We start from the raw sequence: 21918 nt of genomic DNA, 5'->3' as shown, positions 1-21918 counted from the left end.
GCACCGGAAACGGCTTCACCGCCATATCCGGCCTCCGGTTCCGCTTCGCTCCACCTCCGCCCGGATATGGCGATGGTGAGCATAATCCACTAACAAACCAACCGGCCCACTCCGCGGGGGCAGATCAGGTACGGGCGGCGCTCCTGCAAGCATGCCGTTGAGGGTGCTGCCATTCATACCCAATTCCGCCATTAGCGCGTCTATCAGCGGACCGCCTACGCGATACCGCATAGCGGCGGCCACAGCCGCATCGGCCAGGTTGCCGCCACCGCCAGATACCGCATCACCAATGGACTGATCCCCGTGAAGACCACGCGCGTCGAGGATCGAGATCTTATCGATCTGCTCCATTGGCTTCGAAGCGGCAGCAATGATTGCTGGGAGCGCCTCCAACATAGCCCTTCGGACCAGCAACGCGGTCTGCGCATCGTTTAAGATGTTAGTCGCTTCATTAAGGGCGGTCTGACCGGCGGCATCAACCTTGAACGCGGCTGCGCGGCCTTCGGCGCGCGCCTTCTCGGCATCCGCCTCAGCAGTTGCCTCGGTTCGTAAAGCGACGGCGCGCGCTTCGGCCGCTTCCTTGTCGGCACTGGCTGCGACGGTAATTTGAACAGCCTCTTCTTGCGCCCGCTGCGTTGCCGCGATGACAGCCACATTCTTGTTTCGATTGGCTATTTCGGTCGCCTTGGCGGTTTGCACGCTTTCCTCGGCGCGAACGGCGAGTGCGCGGGCTTCATTGGCAGCAGCGGTGGCCGTGGATTCTTCTTCGGATTTCTGGGCCGTCTGCACCGCCGTAGTGATACGCGCCAATTCGATATTGCGATCTCGCTCTATCGTTGCCGTTTGCACCGCGCCGTCGCGCGCGATCGTGGCCGTCTGGATAATCTTGTCGGCCTCTGTCTGCGCGACGGTCTGCGCCTGCTCGGCGCTGATGCGTGCAATTTCTGCCAGACGTGTCTGTTCGGCTTCGGCCGTTGCGATAGCAGTTGCCTGCTCGGCCCGGCGCGCCGCCAATGTCTGTTCCTGAGTCAGGCGCGCCTGCTCAGCCGCCTGCGCAATTTCCAGAGACTGGTTGTTTGCGTCAAGATTGCGCTGCTCGATTTCGACGCGGTTAGTCGCCACAATGTCATTGCGGATCTTTTTACGCTCCTCGATCGTACGGGTCAGCACGGTAAGGCCTTCAGCGTCGAACGCATTGTTCTCGTTGAAGTGCTCGAACGCGGTCTGATCGAAATGCGTAATGCTGACCGATTCAAGCTGGAAGCCGTTCATATCCAGATCCGTCATCAGCGCTTCCTGAACTTTCTGGATGAAGTCGGCACGATTTGCGTGCAGATGTTCCATCGTCATCGTTGCTGCGACCGAACGCAGCGCGGAAACCAGCTTGCCGTCCAACAGTGACTTGACGGCATCGGGACTGTTGACGGATTCACCGAGCGTCTGGGCGGCAGCGGCGATCGATTGGGCGTCGGGCTTCACCTTGATATGGAACAAGCCGACGACATCGACGCGCAGCTTGTCTAGCGTGATCAGCGCATCCTTGTTCAAGCGCGACACTTCCAGTTTCACCGTCGTCAACCGCACCTGCATCAATTCGTGCAAGACGGGGATGACCATGATGCCGCCGTTCAATACCACTTTTTCTCCACCGAAACCCGTCCGGATCAAGGCGACATCCTTGGTCGCTCGGCGATACAGGCGCGTCAGAATGATACCGATGATGACGAGAGAAAGAAGGACAATACCTGCATAAATCAGGATGTTGAGTAGAGATGCAGGCAATGAGTCCTCCTATGATCGATCAATCGAAATGTTTTAAAGCGGCCGGAAGGGCGTATCGAGATCCGGCTGAACGAAGAAGGTCGGCCCTTGCCGGCGTACGAGCAAGGCGCTTTCGCCCTGACCGACGACGTCTGCGTCGTGATGCGGTTCGACCATGACGTAATGGGCTTGCCCGTGCTGATCGACGACCTTCGCCCGCGCAGGATGCCCACGCCGGGAAGCGCCCTCCACCACAGTCGCCCGCCGCATGAGAAGATCTTCGGTGTCGATCACCGTGCTTTCATATTCGGGCATGATCCGCGCAAGTAATGTCGAGGCGAAGCTGTTGGCGATCCCGCCGACGAACAGGGCGATGCCGCTGGCGAGCGCCCAGTGCAGCGGTGCGCCAGTAATCGCGGTTGCGATCTGCTGGATCGCAAAGCCGGTCAGGGTGAAGCAGCCAAGCAAAGAGGTCAGCCAAATCAGCACCGGCAATCCCGTTTTCAAGCCCAGCCAATCAAGCACCCCAGGCCCATTTACGTCTGTTCCGATGTCATTATCGAGATCGAGATGGCCAAAGCCGAGGCCGACCGCCTCTATCGCGCCGATACCCAGCATGATCACCAATGCTATCGAGAAAACCGCATAATCGGGAGACAAGATCAACGAGAACATCGTCAATTCATAGCATCAGTTGTGTGACCAATATACTAAAACCGGAGACGCCAGTCGCAGCGAAAGGCGAAGATCGAAGAGCTGCCGGTCTGCAATCAGGAGCTGAAAGCGACCGACTGAACGGCTGAAAATGGTCGGTTGTGCCAAGTCCGCTTGCCCGCCCAACGCGGACTGGCAGGTTTCGAAGAACGATCCGGGGATAGCTGCCATTCGCGCATCCTTGATGCGAGGTGGGCTTTCGCCGAAATGCCTCCGCCGATCCCGAAGTTCAAAGCCCGCGAGAAATCCCGCGCAAGTCTTGAGTTACATCGCCGTCGTCGGCACATTGCATCCTCCTAACGCGCGATCGGTCTGCCGTCGTTCGCGATGGTGAAGGAAGCGTCAGGCAATATTGAAGGTGGGGATCGCGTGATCGACTGGGAGGGTGTGCCGAAAGTAAAGCGATGGACGGCCGAAAGAATTGCCAACGCAAACGAAGCGGGTGACGCCGCCCAAAGGGCGTACGGGACAACTCTGTCTCGACTCCGTGGCCTGATCACCGAACACGATGCGATCGAGGTGCTTGCCCGCGTCGCCTTTGCAATGTTCTTCAGGATCGCCGGCCTGCAGAAGGAGCCCGACAAAAAGGGCATCGAGGTCTGGCACGTAGAGATACTGCAGGCGTTGGCGCTGTCGGCCGAGCGGGTTGACGATGGCGAAGGCGCTGGCATTGACGTTGCCGGCTTCACGCAGGACAGTATCGATCTCCTAGAGGAGAATGGACAGGCCTACCGGCATACTTGGCTTCTGAAGCTGACAGCAGATCTGGAGCACAACGATCGGCTGGAACTGTTGTCGCTGCTGCGCGACTGGACGATGGCGATCAGGGGCGCTCGCCACGTTCATCAGACCGAGGAATATGCTCGTGCGCTAGCGGCGGCGGTGCGGGAAACCTTCCGGCGGCAGCACGGGTGCGATCCCGACGATCTCATCACGGTGATGCTGGGAGTGATCGAGACGATCAACCGGCGTCTTGAGTCGCACATGGCATGGCTTCGCAGCTGGATGCGAAAGAAGTCTGGCATAGCGATGATCCGGGCGTTCGTGGAGCCGCTCAGCGCAAAGGTTGCGGCTAAGGTCGAGGCGGAAGTGATGCCGCACCGGCATGATCGGCGTGTGGTCGAGGCTGGGCTGTGGTCGATCTCCGAAGGCCGGATTGCATCCATGATGACGTTCACCAGCGAGGAGCTCGTGGCGCCCGCCGACGTCGCGGGTAGCCAAGCTTTGCTCGAGATTATCGACACAATCTCTTTGCGCTTCGGGGAAGTCGGAGGTGATCAGCTCCAGCACCTCCACCTTGATAACCCTGTCAGGCTGAGACCATTCGTAAAGCTGGACGATGGCCGATACTTTCTGTGCAACCCGCATAGTCTGGGGACCAATCTAGCAGAAACGTTTCAGGAGGTCTGCAACAGATTGCCTTCGACGAAGTCTGGGGTCGAGGATGAGCGGGCAGAGTGGCTGGAGCGGAAGTTGCGCTCGACCCTAACGACATTCCTGCCCGACGCGGAGATACACAGGTCGGTGCTCTGGACAGATCCGGCAGATGGCCGGAACTACGAATCCGACATTGTCGCGGTGATCGATAAGACGGTCATCGTGTTCGAGGCGAAGTCAGCTAAGATCGACGGTCCGGCTCGACGCGGAGCCTTGAACAGTCTGAAGGGAGCGCTGCGGAAGCTGGTTGTCGATCCATCGGACCAGTCGGCCCGATTCAAGCGGATGCTGCAGGACGCGCACGGCGTCTTGAGTTTCAGGAGCGACGACGGTGTCCTGGAGATCGATGCCGACATGATCCGTGACATCGTTCGGGTGAACGTGGTGCTGGATTCGGTCGGACCACTCTCTGCGCACTGGCCGAGGCTGAAGGAGGCGGGCCTGATACCGGAGACGGCTGACATAGCCCCGACGATGAGCATATTCGAGCTGGAGACGGTCATGGAGGTGCTGACGATGCAGGTCGAGCGGTGCCACTACCTAAGCCGTCGTGAGACCTTCGAGCGGCAGGTGGCGTATGTCGCGGATGAACTGGATCTGGTAGCATTCTATCTGGAGACGCAGTTCAATGTGCCGAGCGTGAGACGCAATGGCGAGCTGTGGCTGTATGGCCGTTCCGCGAAGGTCGCGTATGGCTACAGCGAGGCTAGGGCGGCGGGGACCCTATCTTTTCCGATTCGCAGGACCGAAACGTGGGAGGCGGTATTGCGATCCCTCGAGGACAAGAAGCCCGCAGGCTGGACGCGGTTCGGTCGTCGGCTTCTGAGCTTCGACTTCGAGACGCAAAAGGCTGCCGACCGTTTGCTGCGCGAAGGCTGGCGGATGATTGAGAGATCCGTCGACAGCTATTTCACCAGTGGAATCACGTCGGGCGAGGCGGAGCGCGCATCGACCATCTCGTTCGTGATCGGTCCCCCTCCCGAACCGAAGACCTTTCAGGCCAATATCGCGCGGGCGACGAGCAGCGCGCTTGATCAAGGCGGGACGCGTGATCTGCTGCTGCTGTATTGGTTCGCGCCCCGAACCGGAGAGGCATATGATTTCATCGGGACGATGAAGGGGACGGGACTTCCGTCGCGAATAATGCAGGCGTAAGGAACTTGGCGGAGTAGTTGGACGGGCGTTGATCGCCGACGCGCAAAACTAGAAGGCAGGATCGTCCAGATCGTCCAGATCGTCCGGCGAGAGGTCGAGCGTGGGCGAGGCATAATGCGTGTCGACGGCGTAGACCGCAGAGCCGACCTCCAGCAGCTCGATGGTGCCGTCGACATATTCGAGCCCGGCATTCAAGGGTGCGGGGAGGGGGGAGACGAAGTCGAGGTCGGCGTCTGGACGCTTGCCGGAGGACCTGTTGGACGGCTCCGATGCATGGGAGGCGCAGATGGTCGCAGCGTCACCCATGATGGCGATGTTTTTGCCACCTTCACGCTGGGCCGACCGGAAGATGATGGCGTCCGGGGTCACGTCGGTGCCGCGCCATCGCACTGGCTGGTTCGTGAGATATTCTGCCACGACCTGCGCGGGCACATATTCGAGATGCTCGTCGCCCGGGAGGATGGGTTGGCTGATCTCGGACGCGAAGCTCTGCAAGAAAGCCCACTGGGTGGCACGGACCATCTGGTTCTTGGCGAAGATGTCGATCTGCTTTCCGGCCCGCGTGAAGCGGGTGAGGTCGAGGACGTGGATAGGTCGGTGGATGCGGAAAGCGGCTAGGCTGATCAGCGAGCCGACGGCGGGGCGCAGTTCGGCGATGGCCGTGTCCTTCTCGGTGGCGCCGTAGAACACCGCGATTCCGGTCGCGTTCATCCGACCTGCCCGGCGCAGAGCGGGAGGCGGTGGCCCCATGAGCGATGCCGGGTCCTTCGCGATGGTTCGGAAGGCTTCCTCGTCGGCAACGATCCGGGCGCGGTAGAAGACCGGGTCAGTCGCGGGGGCCAGGCGGTAGAACGCTGGCTTGCTGTCGATGTCCGATTGATTCTGGATGCCGTCGAATATCTCGGCTAGGAACGCCTTGGCGGGATCGTTGAAGAAGCGCTGGCGGTGGAGAATAGCCTCGCGGAACTTGCGCCACAGGGCGCCGTGACGCCACCCGTCGAGTCGGATGGGGACATAGGTCTGGTCATCCGCGAAGAACGCCTCTTCGCCGTCTGGCGGCCAGTAGTCGTCGTTGTCGATTAGCCAGCCGAGGAGCGCGTTTATCACCTGGCCGTCGTCGGCACCGGTCGTCTCGTTGATGATAGTGTAGAGGTCATCGCCCTCCTGACTTTCGAACATCCACTCGCCGATTGCGTAGTTCGCGCGCAGGGCGGGCTCCACTATCTTGCCGACCTCTTCGAGCGGGACTGCCTTGCGGGAAGGGTGGAACTGGCATCGTTCGTTGTCGGGAAAGCCCGGGCGGATCTCGATCAGCCGGCGCCTCAACGTGTTGTTTTCGAAGCACTCCGGACAGACGTTCATCGCATTCCCCAAACTCGGCGAGGACGGCTTTCTCACACAGCGCCGACGAAATTACCATCGTCCGTCGGCGCTTGTTCGGGCGGCTTCAAAACGGGAGTATGTAGGACGCCAGCTTCGCGAGGTCAGCTGCCAACCCGCCGGCGAAAGCCGCGACCGCGCTCCACTTGGCGACGCCGATCCCGGCCTTGATGGTTTCGTCGATGGCCAGGTCAGCCTTGCGGCCGAGCCACTTCAGGATGGTGACACTCACCTTGCGGAACGTCGACCCCGCTTTTTCGAGCTGGGGGCCGAAGGGGGCGAAGTGGGACGTAACTGCCGTTCCGGGACAAATTATCAATTGGCAGCGTGACCCAAAACCCGCCAAAAAACTGCGCAAACCTCTGCTCGAAACGTCAAAGACTGGGGCTATTGAAGGTTGGCAGCTTTAATTCACGCGATATCGACGGGGGACGTCAGGCCGCAGGTCTGTGGAATTGTCGTTCCTCGGCTTCACTCCCGAAACACCTTCTCCTTCGCTGCGGTAGTAGAGCCGACTATGGGCACAGGCACGTTGCCACGCCCGCTGAGAAAGCGTTCTTTACTCCATTGAATCGCTCGGGCACGATCCACAGCGAGGGCGGCCCGGCCTTCGCCGCAATCACGCGGGGTTATCACTTCAGCTATGTGGACACCGACCTTGGCTAACCTCCCCCGCGCTAGACCAATTCCGAAATATGAGCGCCGGCTCCTCCTCTTCATCGACTTTCTCGGATTCAAGGAAGTGGTCGCTAGCACCGAGCGCGATCCGGATGGGTTGCAGAGGCTGCTCGCCGCAATGGACGATATTGGCACGCTCGGCGAGGCCAGCATCTTCAAGAGCCAGCGCGTCACGCAATTCTCAGACTCGGTGGTGATGTCCTACCGCGTCACCGAGCGTTCAGGGGTGTTCTGGATGATCAACGCAATCGCACTTACTGTCATCTCGCTGGCCGAGCGCGGCTTCCTGCTGCGCGGTGCGGTCACGGTCGGCGATCTTTATCACAATTCGCGCCACATCGTCGGACCCGCGATGGTGAAGGCCTATGAAATGGAGTCCAAGGTCGCCTGCCATCCGCGCGTGATCGTGGATCCCGCTGTCATCCGGCTCGCCCGCAAACGGCGCAACGAGGACCACACGCCCAACGAGGAAGAGGCCTTTGTCCGCGACTTCATGGCCGAGGACGCGGATGGTCACCTCTTTATCGACTATATCTCGTGGAATGCCGTGGTAGCGGTCGCCGGGGCGGACGACTATGGCTATCCAGACTATCTGGGGACATTGAGCGGGCTACTGCGCAACGGCCTGGCCCATGAAGATGTACGGGTAGTCGCCAAGTTCCTTTGGCTCCTCCCGCGCTACATGGATGCGGTCGAGCGGTTCGCCGCGATCCCGGAAGACGCGCCCTACCGGCTCGAGAATCCTGAGAATTGCGGCTTTATCGAGAGTCTGCCACGCTTCGAAGATCTCGCTGTCGCCGCGCGCGCTCGGATCAGCGAAGCTAGCAAGGGCAAGGGGTGCTAGCGTGGCTGACAACGAACCGAAGCGCCACCATTATGTGCCGCAATTCTACTTGCGGCGCTTCGCCTGCGCTGACGATGCGAACAAGGTCAATGTGCTCGAGCGTCACGGTGACGTGCTGGTCGCCGACCGCAAATCGATTGGGTCGATCGGCTACGAGGGAGGACTGCACGATTTCGTCGAGGACGGTATCGCCGGTTCGATCGAGGGCGAGATCAACAAGGTAATCGAGACGCCCTTCGCGGCAAGTCGCACCTGGAAAAAGATCGAGAATGGCGATTGTGCCAGCCTCGTCGCGAGCGACAGCCTTCCAATCTACGGCTTTGCGAGGCACCTCCAGCGCCGCAACCTTGCGACGCTGCGCTTCATCGAGACCGAGAATGCGCGGTTCGTCGCAGGCGAGCTCACCGAGTGTACGGCAGAGGAGCGCGCGATGCACGAAAGGCTCGCGGCTACGCCGGGCGGTATCCACCATCTCTTCCGCGAGGCGGTCCTCGACACGATGCCACCAGAGGATGCCGACGCGATCAACATCATGGTCTGCCAGTCGCGGATCGTGCTTCGTACCTCGACCAACCCGGCCGTCGTCATTTCCGCGTCCGGCCGCAAATCGGTGTTCGGGGAGATGTTCAATTCACTCCGGACTTGGTGGCTTACTCTCGACCGGCATTGGGGTGCGTTTGTCATCGCAGGTGGTCCGGCAGGATTCACCTGCAATATGTTCCCGGAGGACGCTGCACGCGTGATCAACCGCCAGTATCTCACCCAGATGCTACATGGCGATGCGCGCTACCTGCTCGCTGACGATCCGTTCCTCGAGTCCGATCTCGAATGGGCGGGCTTTAAGTTCGAGAGCCGCAGCACCCATGGATTTCGCTATCACACAAACAAATGCAAGTATCCGTCACCCGAAACAGTAGGATAGCTGACTGGCCGCTCGATTGCGTGCGAGGTGGCGGGTTTCAGCGCGAGCGGCCGTTCTGACATGATACTCGGAACGGCAAGAATTGGTCGGTGGCCGACCGTCCGCTGTTGGTTTCCGATCTGCCCGCCACGATGGCCGACAGCTGAAACGACAGGCATCAGACTCCATGTTTCAGCCGGCCTTTGCTGGCCCGAACAGGCTGCTTTGTGTTCGCCAGCGGGGCTAGGATTGGGGTGTGTGACGGCTGCCGACCCACGCCGATTAAGCCGGCGTCAGCAAATTGTCGGAATGGGGTTCGGCACGGTGTCGGAATGGCACCGTATGTTTTTCCGTAAGTATCTGAAAAATATGGTGGACGCACTTGGGCTCGAACCAAGGACCCGCTGATTAAGAGCCATGATCAGAGGGTCCTAGCGCGTCCGTATGTGTCCAAAAATGGCGGAAATCTGGGATTCATAGTCCGCATTGTTCTTGAAATGTTCGCCAGTATCCACTACAAAAAGCTACCTAAGGTAGCAGGTACATATGGCGAACAAAGTAGGTTTGACGGACGCAAAGATCGCAGGGCTAAAGGCGCCGACTGCGGGTCAGATTGAGCTCGCCGATGGTATCGTACCCGGCCTTAGGCTCCGCATGGGTGCCAGTGGTATCAAGACGTACATTCTGCGCAAGCGGGTTCAGGGCAAATGGTTGAATGTGACAATCGGACGCCATGGGCCGAGCTTTACACTGGCCCATGCCCGCAAGAAGGCGCGCGATCTGCTTGTCGATGTCGAGCAGGGCAAGAGCATCGCCAGAAAAGCGGGCGCAAAGAGGAAGGGGTCAAAAGGCGTAGGGACAGTCGCGGAGCTCTACGAGACGTACCTTGCTCAGCAGATCGAGGGCAAAAAGCGGAGCGCGAGGGAGTTCGATCGGGTGTTCCGAAAGTATATTGAGCCCGAGATTGGAGACCGGCTCGCAGACTCCATAACCCGAAGTGACGTGAGCCGCTTCATTGAGAGAATTGCGTTCGAGCGGGGCAAGGAAACCCTGACGATGGCGCGGATCGTGTTTCGCCATCTTTCGACATTCTACACGTGGGCGCTCACCAGACTTGAGCATATGCCCGCCAATCCTTGTCGGGATGCGTGGCGCCCGAAGCGGAATGAACCTCGCGACCGTGTACTCAGCGACCGTGAGCTTGCTGCACTGTGGCAATCTGCGGTCGAGGATGGCTATCCGTTCGGTCATCTCGTGCAGATGCTTATCCTTACGGCTCAGCGCCGGGGCGAGGTGCTCGATGCAGCGTGCGACGAGTTCGATTTCAAGGCGAAAGTCTGGACAGTTCCGGGCGACCGAGCAAAAAACGGCAAGGCGAATGTGGTGCCGCTATCCGCGCAGGCCCTGGCAATCATCACCGAGATATTCATGGCGGCTGGCATCGACCCCGACGAGGCCCACAAGCAATCCCAGATTCTGTTGGCATCGAAGGTCACCAATACGAACAGCGTCAGCGGACTATCGAAGGCCTGGAAGCGGATCAGAGCAAGCGTGGACGAGAAGCTTGGCTATGAGGCCGGTCACTTCACAATGCATGATATTCGACGGACGGTGGCAACCGGTCTCCAGCGTCTTGGCATACCCCTGGTGGTTTCTGAGGCGGTCCTCAATCACCAGTCAGGATCAGCTATGGCTGGCGTCGCTGGGGTCTATCACCGTCACCAGTATACCAACGAGAAACGAGAGGCGTTGGCGTTGTGGGGTAAGGAGGTAATGCAGATCGCAGCCAAGTACCCATCCGAGGCCAAAGACGGCTAATTTCAGAGGGGATCGAATCCGCTACAAAACCACCCAGCCAGAAACCGCAGGACGATGGGCCCTGCGCCAGCCATTTCGAGCCGATCTTTAGAAGCGCCAACGGCGCAGGACGTCGCGGACATATCCGGGCGTCTCGCCATTGCGGGGAATGCCGCCTGCGCGTTCAACCGCCCCAGGACCCGCATTGTAGGCAGCCACCGCGAGGTGAACCACGCCGAACTTGTCGAGCATCTGCCTTAGATACCGCGCAGCGCCGAAGATGTTGGCCATGGGATCGAAGCGATTGAAGACCCCGAGTTCTTTTGCCGTTGCTGGCATCAGCTGTCCGAGACCTGCTGCGCCTGCCGGACTGATGGCGAACGGGTTGTATCGAGATTCCGTCCATACGAGTGCATCGAGCAGGCCTGCGGGCAGTGAATACTTCGCTTCCGCCGCATAGATGTGGGGCAGGTAGCTTGCTCGCCTGAAGCCGGATGGGCCAGGTTGGGCCGTCCGCTCGTATCTGTAGGGCAAGTTGACCCGACCAGTTTGCGGCACAGTCACAACAGGCGCCGGGCCGTCTTGGGCAGATCGCCAGAGCCCATGCTCGACCAGCTGGAAGCCATTCGATGTTTCAGCAATCCGAATGCCGACGGAGTGGCTGGCGGTTGCTTCGATTGTTGCTGGCGTTGGCAACTCCTGGGCACTGGCCGGGATAGCAGAGGTGATCGCGATGCCTGCGATCAAGAGAGTTTTGATTGTCATTTCTCGATCCTTGTCTAGCCGAATCGAGGTGGAACATATAAAGAACAAACGACGTAGGAAATTGGTTTGGCGCGAGTGCAGAGCGGAGGCTGCGCGGGGAGGGCACCGCAACCGGAGTAGGTCGATGCCCCCGTTAGACAAAGCTCATCAACTCGAACGCCGCGCCCGTATCATCGTCGAAAGCCTCCAGGGTACATGGAGTCGGGGCAAAGGCATGTGCTGCTGCCCCGCGCATGACGATCGAACTCCGTCGCTTAGTGTGACTTTGGGGCGCAAAGCCATCCTGTTTCACTGCTTTGCGGGATGCCTGAATGAGGACGTCATTGCGGCGTTGGATCGGCAGGGCTTTCGCAGCCGCGACCTTTTCACCGGTTCAGATGCTGGGACCATCGAACGGAAGAGTCTTGGCGACTTCAGCCCCAATGCACGACGCTTGTGGCAATCGGCGACGACGATCTCCGACAGCCCGGCCGTACAATACCTTGCGCATCGCGGTCTTTTGCGCGGATCCGATCAACTCCGCTACATGGCGCGCACGCCGCTCGGGCCGCGCGGCGCTGTCCAATTTCTCCCCGCGATGCTGGCCGCAGTAACAACCGACATTGGTATAATCGCGGTACACCGAACCTTTCTCGACTTGGCGAGCGGCAAGCTTGCCGCTTTCGAGCGGCCCAAGCGTGCGCTTGGCACCCTAGGCTGTGGCGCCGTCAGACTGGTGTCGCCGGTGCAAGGGCGTCTTGGACTTGCCGAAGGTATCGAGAGCGCCCTCTCAGCAATGCAGCTGTTTGACATCCCTTGCTGGGCAACGCTCGGGAATGAGCGCTTCGGCCTTGTTGCGATCCCGGAGAGCGTGGGTGAACTCCATCTGTTCATCGACAATGATGCCGGAGGCGCTCTCGCGGAACAGCGAGCGCTGAAGGCTTACGCTGCGCCTCATCGTGTCATCCACTCACGAGCACCGGCCTCGCCCGGTTTTGACTGGAACGATGAGCTGAAGTCCCGGCTTGCCGGTAAACCTGATCCGTTGGGCAGAGGGGAGGGGGCCTTTGGCTGATTGAGGCCTGCCCGCCGCAGGACCTCGTCAGGAGGTTCCCATGTCCAATTCTTCCCTCGCTTTTGCATTCGATGAACCATCACCGCCCGCTGTTGCGACGGCGGCCCAGATCATGGCTTCAGAGCTCGCAGCTGGCCGCGCGCTGTCACGCAGCGACGTGACGCGTATCATGAGCGAGCACTTCGGGGGCAGCGATGCTCTCGGGCGTTGGTCGGTGCGTGACGCCCACGCAGCTCTAGAGCTGGCACAGGTTCAATACCTGCAAGCGTTCGATCAGATCCAGCTCGCGAGCCCGATCGACGAGGCGGAACAGTTCTTCTTCTCCCTCGATGACCGAATTCCGACCCAGACCAATCGCAGCGACGAGCAGATCGAATGGCAGCAATTCGCAACGCCGCCGCGCCTGGCCTGGCTTGCCGCACGGGCCTGTGGGCTGATACCCGATGAGCTCGTGCTCGAACCATCGGCCGGAACGGGGATGCTCGCGGTCTGGTCTGCCAAAGCCGGCACGCGCCTTGCCTTGAACGAAATCTCGCCGCTGCGCCGCGACTGCCTGACTGCTGCGTTCCCGGCTGCCCGCGTGACCGGGCATGATGCCGAGCTCATCGACGAATTGCTCGATCCGGTCATCGCACCGAGCGTCGTGCTGATGAACCCGCCATATTCTCATGGGATCGAGCGGGGCCACGATGGCCGCACCGGAGCGAGGCATCTGCGCTCGGCCTGGAACCGGCTTGCCCCCGGCGGGCGGCTGGTCGCGATCATGCCTGAATGGTTCGATTGCGCGCGGTTTCTGGCCGGGGCGAAGGGGCCAGTGTCGATGCGGCTCAATGCCGCGGTTGAACGTGCCTTTATCAAGAATGGCACCGGGATCACCACGCGGCTGCTGGTTCTCGATAAGGTGGAAGGTGCCAACGAGCCCATCGCTATTCGCACGAACGAGTTCCGCCAGCTGGTCGATCTTGTTGATGCCTTGCCGGCTCGCGCCAGCCCGGAGGCTGCTCCCCAGAAGTCGAGCCTTCCGGCTCGTGCCCCGTTCCTTCTGGTCGCCGCGCCGCGCAGGCCGCAGCCGACACCAGCAAGGATCACTCCTGCAGCCTCCGCCATTGGGTCGCTCACCTACCAGTCGCTCGAAGCCCCTGCGCCGCTTGACCATCAGGTCGGCCACTATCTGCCCTATCGTCCGAGCAGAATCGTTATCGATGGCGCGGCCGGGCATCCGACGCCGCTCGTTGAATCCGTTGCCATGGGGTCGATTTCTGCACCTAAGCCAGACGGAATACCGCAGCTTCCCGACGGGTTGATTGCGAAGGGGCTGCTGTCGGCTGCCCAGGCAGAGACTCTGATCTATGCCGCAAGCGCCCATGCGCGCGATTTGCCTGGCCGGTTCGAACCCGAGGACAAGGGCTGTTCGCTCAATGCCTCGGCTGAAGGTCATATCTACCGGCAGGGCTATTTCCTTGGGGACGGCACCGGCGCTGGTAAGGGCCGCCAGGTCGCGAGCGTCATTTTCGACCGCTGGGTGCGCGGGGAACGCCGCCATATCTGGATTTCGAAGAACGAGGCGTTGCTCGAAGATGCTCGCCGCGACTGGACTGCGCTAGGCGGTCTCCCGATCGACATCCAACCTCTGGCGTCCTGGAAGCTCGGCACCCCCATCGCGATGCGCGACGGGATTCTCTTCGTGACCTATCCGACGCTGCGTTCGGGTCGAAGCGACGCAACGCGGCTTGACCAGATCATCGCATGGGCTGGTGAGGGGTTCGACGGCGTGATCGTGTTCGACGAAGCGCACGCCATGTCTAACGCAGCCGGCGGCGAGGGATCGCGGGGCAAGGTCAAAGGATCGGAGCAGGGCATTGCCGGGGTGCGCCTGCAGAACCTCCTGCCCCGGGCAAGGGTGCTCTACGCCTCGGCCACCGGAGCGTCCGACGTTAACAACCTGGCCTATGCAACGCGCCTCGGGCTCTGGGGTCCGGAGACCGCGTTTGCCAATCGCGAGGCCTTCGTCGCCGACATTCGCGATGGCGGAATTGCAGCCATGTTGGGGTGGACGGCTCCCAACGGCATCGCAATGTGCCAGAGTGAGTGCGTTGCAAGACTCAATCAAGGGAGCCGCCCGTGGAGCAAATTACCCGCATAGGCATGGATACGTCAAAGAACGTTTTTCAACTGCATGGCGTCGATGCAGCGGAGAAGGCAGTGCTGCGCAAGAAGTTGACGCGCCGGGAAATGGTTCGGTTTTTCGAAAAGCTGCCACCCACCGTCGTCGCTATCGAGGCATGCGGCAGTTCACATCATTGGGCTCGTCTTCTCGGATCGCTCGGGCATGACGTAAGGTTGATCGCGCCGCAATTAGCGAAGCCCTACGTCAAGCGCGGCAAGAACGACGCGGCGGATGCCGAAGCTCTCTGCGAAGCGGTGAGCCGCCCAACAATGCGCTTCGTTCCAGTAAAGACTGCAGAACAACAGGCGGCGCTCATGTTGGTCGGGGTGCGCGAAAGGCTCATCCAGAAGCGCACCCAGCTCGTCAACGCTATACGAGGGTATGGCGCGGAGTTCGGCATCACTGCGGCGACGGGTGCATGTCGCGTCGTACCGCTTCTCGAGCGCATCGCGGCAGATGAAACGATACCCGAATTGGCGCGCGAACTTTTTGCCCTGCAGGGAAAGGAATATGCGCAGCTCCAGTGCGAGATCGAACGGATCGACGCGAAGCTGATGGAATGGCATCGCAACGACGAATGTAGTCAGCGACTGGCCAAAATTCCCGGCGTTGGGCCTATCGGCGCGACCTTGCTCATGATGAAAACGCCCGATCCGCATCTATTCAAATCCGGTCGGGATTTTGCGGCATGGATGGGCCTGACCCCTAAAGATCACTCGACCGCCGGCAAGACAAGACACGGCGTTATCACTCGCGCTGGTGATGAGCTTCTCAGAAGCACGCTCGTGGTCGGAGCTACCGCAGTCGTTCAGCACGCCCGCAATGGGCGAGGTAGGAATCTCACACCATGGCTTATCGGCTTGATTGGACGAAAATCACCTAAGCTCGTTGCGGTTGCCGTTGCTAACAAAGCCGCACGTGTCGCGTGGAAACTCATGGTGAGCGGCGAGCGATACCAATGCGTCGCGCCGCCCGCCCTTACTGCGGTAGCAGCATAAGAATTAGCCAGGAGCGATGAGCAGAATATCAATGCTATCGTACTGAGCTGATCCGTGATCTTGCATGAAGAGAGCAGATGGTGCGATCGATCGATCCGAGGCGTGTGACACTCCGTCAGTTCCAGTGGCCATCACAGGCCGCTGCCGTGTTGGGAACACACACCGCGGAAACCATCTTGGCCAGCGGTCACGTGCGACCGCACCGAAAGGCCGGACATATGGAAGCAAGCGATCCGATCAAATTTTCCGTTCAGCCCTTGCAAGAGGGAGCCGTCCACATATGGAACTGGTCGCGCGGGATCTCAAATCACTCGGCCTCTACACCGCCCGGGCCCTTTCGTTCGCCGGTGTCGAGTATGAGATCCTCGAGCATTGCCTGACCGAGGACCAGATCGCGGTCTACGATGCCTATGCTGAGGCCTGGGCGATCATTCACGCCAACCTGCGCGAAGCGCTGGAAGCCACGCGGATCGTCGACAGCGCGACCGGCGGCACGCTCAACTCGGGTGCCAAGTCTGCAGCGCTGTCGATCTTCGAGGGAACCAAGCAGCGCTTCTTCGCACAGCTGCTTCTGTCTATGAAGCTCCCGAGCCTGCTGCCTGCGATCGATACGGCGATTGCCGACGGTCACGCTGTTGTCGTCCAGCTGGTCTCGACGGCAGAAGCCATGCTCGACCGCCGACTTGCCGACCTGTCAGACGAGGAGCGCGAAACTCTGGAGATCGACCTGTCCCCGCGGGAATACGTGTAATGTTGAGCTCAACATTACACATATTCTTTGCAGTCGCAGTTTATGTCGAGCGTGGCGGCGCGAGGCGCAGGTTTCCTTCGGTTTTCCATGATTTCACTCCAGATATTATGAGGGTTAGAGAGAGTGTTCGGAGACGGGTCAGGCCCGCCTTCGAACGTCAGTGAGCATTGTGATCAAGGCGTCGGAAGGCGGCTTGAAGCGCCCCGGCTTGATCGCAGGGGCACCGTGGGCTGCGAGAATCTGCAGCTTCTCTTCGGGATCGGCGCGCAAGTAGGTCTCGGTGCTCTGGATACTGGCGTGGCCGAGCCATAATGCGACCTTGCGAATGTCCCCCGTCGCCGCGAGCGTGTGCATCGCGCAAGAATGACGAAGCACGTGGGGTGTGACGCGCTTCCCAAGGATCGACGGCTGCTTCGTCGCTGCCGTCTTGACGTGCTCGGCCAATCGGAACGCAAATCCGTCGCGGGTCATCGGCTGCCCGTTGGCATTGAGGAATATCTCGGTGACCTCAACTTGAGGCCGGATCGCAAGCCATGCGCGCAATGCGATCTGGGTCTCCTTCCACAGCGGCAGGACCCGTTCACGTCGCCCTTTGCCCATGATGTGCATGGTGGACAGGGAGCGGTCCGGGAAATCGCCCAGTTGCAGCGTTACGAGTTCCGACACCCTCAGTCCGCCAGCATAGGTAAGATGCAGCATCGCGCGATCACGGGTGCCGAGGCGTGTCCGGGGATCGGGTGTATCGAGCAAAGCCTTGATCTCGGCCCGGTCGAGATAATCGATCAGCGCCTTGTCTGTCTTCTTGGTCGGGATTGCTCTGACACGGAGTGCCTGATCGAGGCAGGCTGGAATCCGGTACTCGATGTATCGGAAGAAGGATCGGATCGCGGCGAGCCTGCCATTGCGGGTCCGCACGCAGCTGCCGCGGCCGATCTCGACATGATCGAGGAAGGCCATGATCATGTCTGTGTCGAGATCCTCAACCTCTAGATCGGTCGGTCGGCGCTTCAGCCGATCGGCAGCGAACTGGACGAGGAGGACGAAGCAGTTGGCATAGGTCTTCACCGTGTGCGGGCTGACGGCGCGTTCGCGCGGCAGATGTTCCCGCAGATATGCCGAGAGATGGGGAGCAAGCGCCGTCATGCCGCTTCTCCTTGAAAAAGTTGCTCGCTTGCAGCCGCAATGTCGCGCAGCAGCACTGGCGTGGCTTCGAGATACCAGTACGTGTTGGCGATCGACGCGTGCCCCAGGTAGACACTGAGACCGGCCATGTGGTGGGCAATGGCCTCCCTGTCACGCGGGCAGGACTCAAGCGAGCGAACAGCGAACGTATGTCGCAGATCGTGGAGTCGCATGCCTGCCGTACCGGTTGCTCCACGATATCCGAGAAGCCGGGCCAACCTGACGAACACGACGTGGGCGCGCACCTTGTGCGGCGCCCGCCCCCGGATAGTGACGAACAGGTCATTACACTTGGCCGGGTGCTTCGCGCGGATCGCAATGTAGGCTTCGAGTGCTTGGCGCGTCGATGGCTGCAAGGCGATCAGCCGCTGCTTGCCGAACTTGCCGTTGCGGACGACCAGCCCATCCTCGACCAGATCGTCGCACTGTAGGGCGAGAGCCTCGGAAATCCGGAGACCTGTCGCCGCGAGCAGGCCGAACAGGTAATGGTACGTGTATGGGCTAATCGTGCCATGGGGCGGAACGTTCAATGCCGCCGCCATGATCGCCCGCACCTGGTCCGGTTCGATGATGGTCGGAGTGGGACGTGGCCGCTTCCCCCGGCCGAAAACGCCGACAGGCGGGACTTCGTGGTCTGGGTCCTCGGCGTGAGCGAAAAGGCTGAAATTACGAGCAGCGTCGTACCTATGGCGAGCCACGTTCTGCGAGCTTGCCGTGTGGCACCAGTCGTAGATGCGCTGCACTCGGGTGTGCCGGTCACCGAAGCGTTCGGCGAAAGCGGCGTATTGGCGCAGCAGTCGTTCCTGTTCCGAGAACTTCCGCCCCAAGCCGCGATACAGCGAGACGTATCTGGCAATGTGCGTGTTCAGCATGACGGTTCTCCCGGCCATGGCTGCGCGATCTTCATGAGCATCGGCAGGTCGACCTTGGCGTAGATGGCGGTGGTCTCGGGCGAGCTGTGGCGCAGGATCGTTCCAACGGACTCCAGCCCTGCGCCCGCGCGCAGCAAGTTGGTGGCAAGCGAATGCCGGAAAATGTGCGATCCGGTCGGCACGCCTTCGATCCCGCCGCGCTCATGCGTGCGTGCAACGATGCCGGCGATCTCCGCCGATGAGCGGAACGAACGGAACGGGGCTTGCGCGCGCACGAACAGATGCGGATCGGCGGTCTTGGGACGCGCCGTGGCAATGTAGTCCAGGATCGCGTCACCGACGTCCTGAGGCAATGGCAGACGATCAGGCCGACGCGCCTTGCCCTTGACCGTCAGGTGGCCCGAGCGCCAGTCGATATCGTCGAGGTGCATATCCCGAATATCACCGGCACGCAGGCCAAGCCGGGCGAGCAGGAGAATGATGGCCTTGTCCCGAACTTCCACCGGGCGATCAGTCGGACATGCGCCGATGATCTGCTCGATCGTTGCCGGGTTGACGTGCCGGGGCAGCGTCGAAAGACGGTAGCGTTGCACTGATGGGATCGCGTGCAACAAAGCTGGACGGCAAACACCCTGCACGACCAGGAACCGAATATAGCTCCTCATTATCGTGACGAGCAGTGATGCAGAACCCGGCGTCTCCTTGCTTCGTTGTTGAAACGCACGCCTGAGGACGGCTGCATCCCATTGTGAAGGGTCGCCGAGCATAGGCATGAGCCGCCTGATATCGGCCCGGTAGCGCCGGATCGTCTCATCGGTCGCGCCGCGGTGTTGCTTGAGCCATGCCAGATATGCCGCCATGTGCGGGTCGTCATCCGACACCGGTTCGACTGAAGGGATGACACCCCGGCCGCGCAAGAACTCGACGAAGTGCCGAGCGCCACGCCGCCGCCGCTTCGCGCCCGAGGCGACGAGCTTGCCCCGCTTGCGCCAGACCGGACAGCGGCAACCATGCGCCGCGTACTGGTCGAGGATCGCGTCATCGACATCGGCCCACGACTGCCGCTTGATGCGAAGCCAAGCCACAATATGCTCGGCTTCCGACCGGTAGCCCTGTGCCACTCCAGGGGCGAGTTGCAGGCTGTCGATTGCATCGGAGTAGTCGGTGAGGTGACGGGGGAGATCGTCGATCCCATCGTCGACTTCGATATACCCTTGATCTTCGAGGAACCGGACAAAGCGCCGGACCCGCGCAGCCTGATCAGTCTTATAGGCGGCTTGCTGAGCCGAGTATCCGTGGCACCGACAACGGTGCTTCTCGAACCGTCGGACGACTTGATCGCCGAGCGTACTGACCGGGATGGCATGCACATCCAGCCAATGCAGGAAATGACGGATCGCTGCACTGTACAGGATCGAACAGGCCGCTTCCTCCTTGACCCACAGAGAGGAGAGGAAGGCGTTGAATAGGGCATCTGAGCTCGGCGGATCTTCGATCCGGAGCTGTGCCGGACAAAACAGCTCTGATGATCTTGTTCTCATGGTGGTTCCTTCGACTTGTTCAGGTCGAGGGAACCGTAATTATCTGGAGTGAAATCATGGAAAACCGAAGGAAACCTGCGCCTCCTGCCGCCGCGCTCGACATAAACTGCGACTGCAAAGAATATGTGATCGACTATCTTGCCAAGAGCTTTCCTGTCCGCCTGATGGCGGTGTTTACGGACGAAAACGGCGTTCCTCGCTCCGAGCCGATGAGTGATGAGCACGGCGCACCGGTACTGTGCCGCTCCGCACTCGCCGCACGCGACCGGATGATCGAGCAGCTCTGTGCCCTGCCGCCGATCGCAACGGCGCTTGATGCCATCATCGAACGCTTCGGCGTTGACCAAGTGGCCGAAGTCACCGGTCGCACGCGTCGGCTCATCGTCGGCCGAGATGGTCGTCAGAAGCTCCAAACGCGGTCGCCGCGCGCCAATGTCGCTGAAACCCAGGCCTTCATGGACGGCGCCAAGCGTATCCTGGTGTTCTCCGATGCCGGGGGAACGGGGCGCAGCTACCATGCCGATCTGGCCGCGAGGAACCAGGCCCGCCGCGTCCACTTCCTGCTCGAGCCAGGCTGGCGGGCTGACGCCGCAATCCAGGGGCTTGGCCGCACCAATCGCACCAACCAGTCATCGGCTCCGTTGTTCCGGCCCGTGACCACCGATGTGCGCGGCGAGCGGCGGTTCATTTCGACGATCGCCCGCCGCCTCGACAGCCTGGGAGCTCTGACGCGCGGGCAGCGCCAGACCGGTGGCCAGAACCTCTTCGATCCGGCCGACAATCTCGAAAGCATCTACGCCAAGGAGGCGCTCCATCGCTGGTTCGGCCTGTTGTTCACCGGCAAGCTCGAAGCCGTCAGTCTCGGGCGCTTTCAGGAGCTGACAGGTCTCCGGATCGAAGCGCCAGATGGTTCGATGGTTGATGACCTGCCGTCGATCCAGCGGTGGCTCAACCGCATTCTTGCGCTTCCCATAGCCCTGCAGAACGCGATCTTCGACGAGTTCATGGGGCTGGTCGAAGCGCGCATCGATGCCGCCCGGCAGGCCGGCACGCTCGACCTCGGCCTCGAGACCATCGCAGTCGAGGACTTCGCGGTCCTGTCCGACACGTTGCTGCGAACAGATCCGGCTTCAGGAGCGACCACCCACCTGCTGGAACTGGAAATCGCCAGAGCCTTGAAGCCGCTCACCCTGAAGCGCCTTGAGGAGCTTCACGGGCTTGCCGGGCAGCGGCAGCGACCGGTTCGGAACGCCCGCTCAGGTCGGGTCGCCCTGCTGATCCCTGCTCGCAGTATTCTTGCCGATGACGGCACGCGCTTGACCCGCTTCGAATTGCTGCGTCCGCTCAAGCGCAGCCACATCACTGAAGATCAGCTGGCGGAGAGCAGCTGGGAGGATGTCTCCCTCGACGATTTTCAAAATTCCTGGGCGACCGAGGTCGAAGAAGCCCGTTCCAGCCACAAACGCGAGCGCCTCTATCTCGCGACGGGCCTCCTGCTTCCGGTCTGGGACAAGCTCCCTGCGGACTTCGTGAGGGTGAGCCGCATCTCAGCGGCGGATGGCCGTTCGCTCCTCGGCCGCGAGGTTCCCGTCCACTGCGTGCCCGAACTGTGCCGGGCGCTTGGTCTGGAACGGGAACAAACGCTCTCTGCTGATGAAGTTGTTCAGACCGTCCTGGCGACGGGCAGGGCCACGGAGTTCGCGGCCCGCGAGAAGCTCATGGTCAAACGCAGCCTGGTCAATGGCTCACAGCGAATTGAGCTTACGGGATGGAGTGCGGCACGCCTCGACTGGTACAAAGCTCAAGGCTGCTTCACCGAGATCATACGATACCAGACCCGGCTCTTCGTGCCGATCGAGGGTGCGGCGGGCGTGATTGCGAGATTGGCGTCAAAGGCATAGCTCCTTGCCAAATGGCATCA

Annotated in this window: 18 protein-coding genes, 1 tRNA gene and 1 pseudogene; 10 read left to right on the top strand and 10 right to left on the bottom strand. The window is 60.9% G+C overall.

Annotated elements, in window-relative coordinates:
• The coding region (locus LQ220_RS22135; RefSeq protein WP_230190142.1) for an integrase catalytic subunit at positions 1-93 on the top strand (93 nt) is incomplete at its 5' end.
• A 48-nt stretch (positions 94-141) separates the two neighbouring features.
• Here the strand turns inward: LQ220_RS22135 and LQ220_RS22130 are convergent.
• From LQ220_RS22130 to LQ220_RS22120, 3 genes and pseudogenes are all read right to left on the bottom strand, one after another.
• Positions 142-1782: pseudogene (locus LQ220_RS22130) on the bottom strand (flotillin domain-containing protein); the annotation flags it as partial.
• Positions 1783-1815: 33 nt separating this feature from the next.
• Positions 1816-2436 carry an OB-fold-containig protein gene (locus tag LQ220_RS22125; protein WP_230190268.1) on the bottom strand — a complete coding sequence of 207 codons (621 nt, stop codon included), beginning with the start codon at positions 2434-2436 and terminating at the stop codon, positions 1816-1818.
• A gap of 15 nt (positions 2437-2451) precedes the next feature.
• Positions 2452-2646 (bottom strand): hypothetical protein, encoded by a 195-nt coding sequence (locus LQ220_RS22120; RefSeq protein WP_230190267.1) that lies wholly within the window; start codon positions 2644-2646, stop codon positions 2452-2454.
• Between the two features lie 198 nt (positions 2647-2844).
• Here LQ220_RS22120 and LQ220_RS22115 point away from each other — a divergent pair, with 198 nt between their 5' ends.
• Entirely contained in the window at positions 2845-5067 is a 2223-nt protein-coding gene (locus tag LQ220_RS22115; RefSeq protein WP_230190266.1) for a hypothetical protein, read from the top strand.
• 48 nt (positions 5068-5115) lie between these two features.
• Here LQ220_RS22115 and LQ220_RS22110 read toward each other — a convergent pair whose 3' ends face one another.
• Both LQ220_RS22110 and LQ220_RS22105 read right to left on the bottom strand, forming a co-directional pair.
• Positions 5116-6429, bottom strand: coding sequence for an RES domain-containing protein (locus LQ220_RS22110; RefSeq protein ID WP_230190265.1), 1314 nt, complete (start codon positions 6427-6429; stop codon positions 5116-5118).
• Between the two features lie 85 nt (positions 6430-6514).
• Positions 6515-6679, bottom strand: coding sequence for a hypothetical protein (locus LQ220_RS22105; protein ID WP_230190264.1), 165 nt, complete (start codon positions 6677-6679; stop codon positions 6515-6517).
• A gap of 426 nt (positions 6680-7105) precedes the next feature.
• On the opposite strand from LQ220_RS22105, the gene LQ220_RS22100 reads away from it, so the two are divergent.
• The gene (locus tag LQ220_RS22100; RefSeq protein WP_230190263.1) at positions 7106-7969 is read left to right on the top strand and encodes a hypothetical protein; all 864 of its coding nucleotides are present in this window, start codon (positions 7106-7108) and stop codon (positions 7967-7969) included.
• A gap of 1 nt (position 7970) precedes the next feature.
• On the top strand, positions 7971-8891 hold the full coding sequence (locus LQ220_RS22095; RefSeq protein ID WP_230190262.1) for a DUF4238 domain-containing protein: 921 nt from the start codon (positions 7971-7973) through the stop codon (positions 8889-8891).
• A 349-nt stretch (positions 8892-9240) separates the two neighbouring features.
• On the opposite strand, the gene LQ220_RS22090 is transcribed toward LQ220_RS22095, so the two are convergent.
• Positions 9241-9322: transfer RNA gene (locus LQ220_RS22090), tRNA-Lys, on the bottom strand.
• Positions 9323-9416: 94 nt separating this feature from the next.
• On the opposite strand from LQ220_RS22090, the gene LQ220_RS22085 reads away from it, so the two are divergent.
• Positions 9417-10688, top strand: coding sequence for a site-specific integrase (locus LQ220_RS22085; protein WP_230190261.1), 1272 nt, complete (start codon positions 9417-9419; stop codon positions 10686-10688).
• Positions 10689-10775: 87 nt separating this feature from the next.
• On the opposite strand, the gene LQ220_RS22080 is transcribed toward LQ220_RS22085, so the two are convergent.
• On the bottom strand, positions 10776-11432 hold the full coding sequence (locus LQ220_RS22080; protein ID WP_230190260.1) for a lytic transglycosylase domain-containing protein: 657 nt from the start codon (positions 11430-11432) through the stop codon (positions 10776-10778).
• 124 nt (positions 11433-11556) lie between these two features.
• Here LQ220_RS22080 and LQ220_RS22075 point away from each other — a divergent pair, with 124 nt between their 5' ends.
• The 4 genes from LQ220_RS22075 to LQ220_RS22060 all read left to right on the top strand — a co-directional run bounded on the left by LQ220_RS22075 (position 11557) and on the right by LQ220_RS22060 (position 16402).
• Entirely contained in the window at positions 11557-12486 is a 930-nt protein-coding gene (locus LQ220_RS22075) for a toprim domain-containing protein (protein WP_230190259.1), read from the top strand.
• 40 nt (positions 12487-12526) lie between these two features.
• Complete coding sequence (locus tag LQ220_RS22070) at positions 12527-14629, top strand: strawberry notch-like NTP hydrolase domain-containing protein (protein ID WP_230190258.1); 2103 nt, start codon at positions 12527-12529, stop codon at positions 14627-14629.
• Positions 14608-15651 (top strand): IS110-like element ISShsp1 family transposase, encoded by a 1044-nt coding sequence (locus tag LQ220_RS22065; protein ID WP_010336579.1) that lies wholly within the window; start codon positions 14608-14610, stop codon positions 15649-15651. Before LQ220_RS22070 ends, LQ220_RS22065 begins: the two co-directional genes overlap by 22 nt.
• A 64-nt stretch (positions 15652-15715) precedes the next feature.
• Positions 15716-16402: a strawberry notch-like NTP hydrolase domain-containing protein gene (locus tag LQ220_RS22060; protein ID WP_290369080.1), complete on the top strand. Its 687-nt coding sequence runs from the start codon at positions 15716-15718 to the stop codon at positions 16400-16402.
• A gap of 138 nt (positions 16403-16540) precedes the next feature.
• On the opposite strand, the gene LQ220_RS22055 is transcribed toward LQ220_RS22060, so the two are convergent.
• The 3 genes from LQ220_RS22055 to LQ220_RS22045 are packed head-to-tail and all read right to left on the bottom strand — an operon-like array spanning position 16541 to position 19997.
• On the bottom strand, positions 16541-17545 hold the full coding sequence (locus tag LQ220_RS22055) for a tyrosine-type recombinase/integrase (RefSeq protein ID WP_010339697.1): 1005 nt from the start codon (positions 17543-17545) through the stop codon (positions 16541-16543).
• Positions 17542-18456: a tyrosine-type recombinase/integrase gene (locus tag LQ220_RS22050; protein ID WP_037517935.1), complete on the bottom strand. Its 915-nt coding sequence runs from the start codon at positions 18454-18456 to the stop codon at positions 17542-17544. Before LQ220_RS22050 ends, LQ220_RS22055 begins: the two co-directional genes overlap by 4 nt.
• On the bottom strand, positions 18450-19997 hold the full coding sequence (locus LQ220_RS22045) for a tyrosine-type recombinase/integrase (protein WP_029548014.1): 1548 nt from the start codon (positions 19995-19997) through the stop codon (positions 18450-18452). Before LQ220_RS22045 ends, LQ220_RS22050 begins: the two co-directional genes overlap by 7 nt.
• Positions 19998-20161: 164 nt before the next feature.
• Here LQ220_RS22045 and LQ220_RS22040 point away from each other — a divergent pair, with 164 nt between their 5' ends.
• Positions 20162-21898: a strawberry notch C-terminal domain-containing protein gene (locus LQ220_RS22040; RefSeq protein ID WP_354958434.1), complete on the top strand. Its 1737-nt coding sequence runs from the start codon at positions 20162-20164 to the stop codon at positions 21896-21898.
• Positions 21899-21918: the final 20 nt, after the last annotated feature.

The organism is Sphingobium sp. CECT 9361, from assembly GCF_918741285.1.
Lineage (GTDB): Bacteria > Pseudomonadota > Alphaproteobacteria > Sphingomonadales > Sphingomonadaceae > Sphingobium.
Note: the sequence above shows the minus strand (reverse complement) of the source record. Positions and strands in the feature narration are given on the sequence as shown.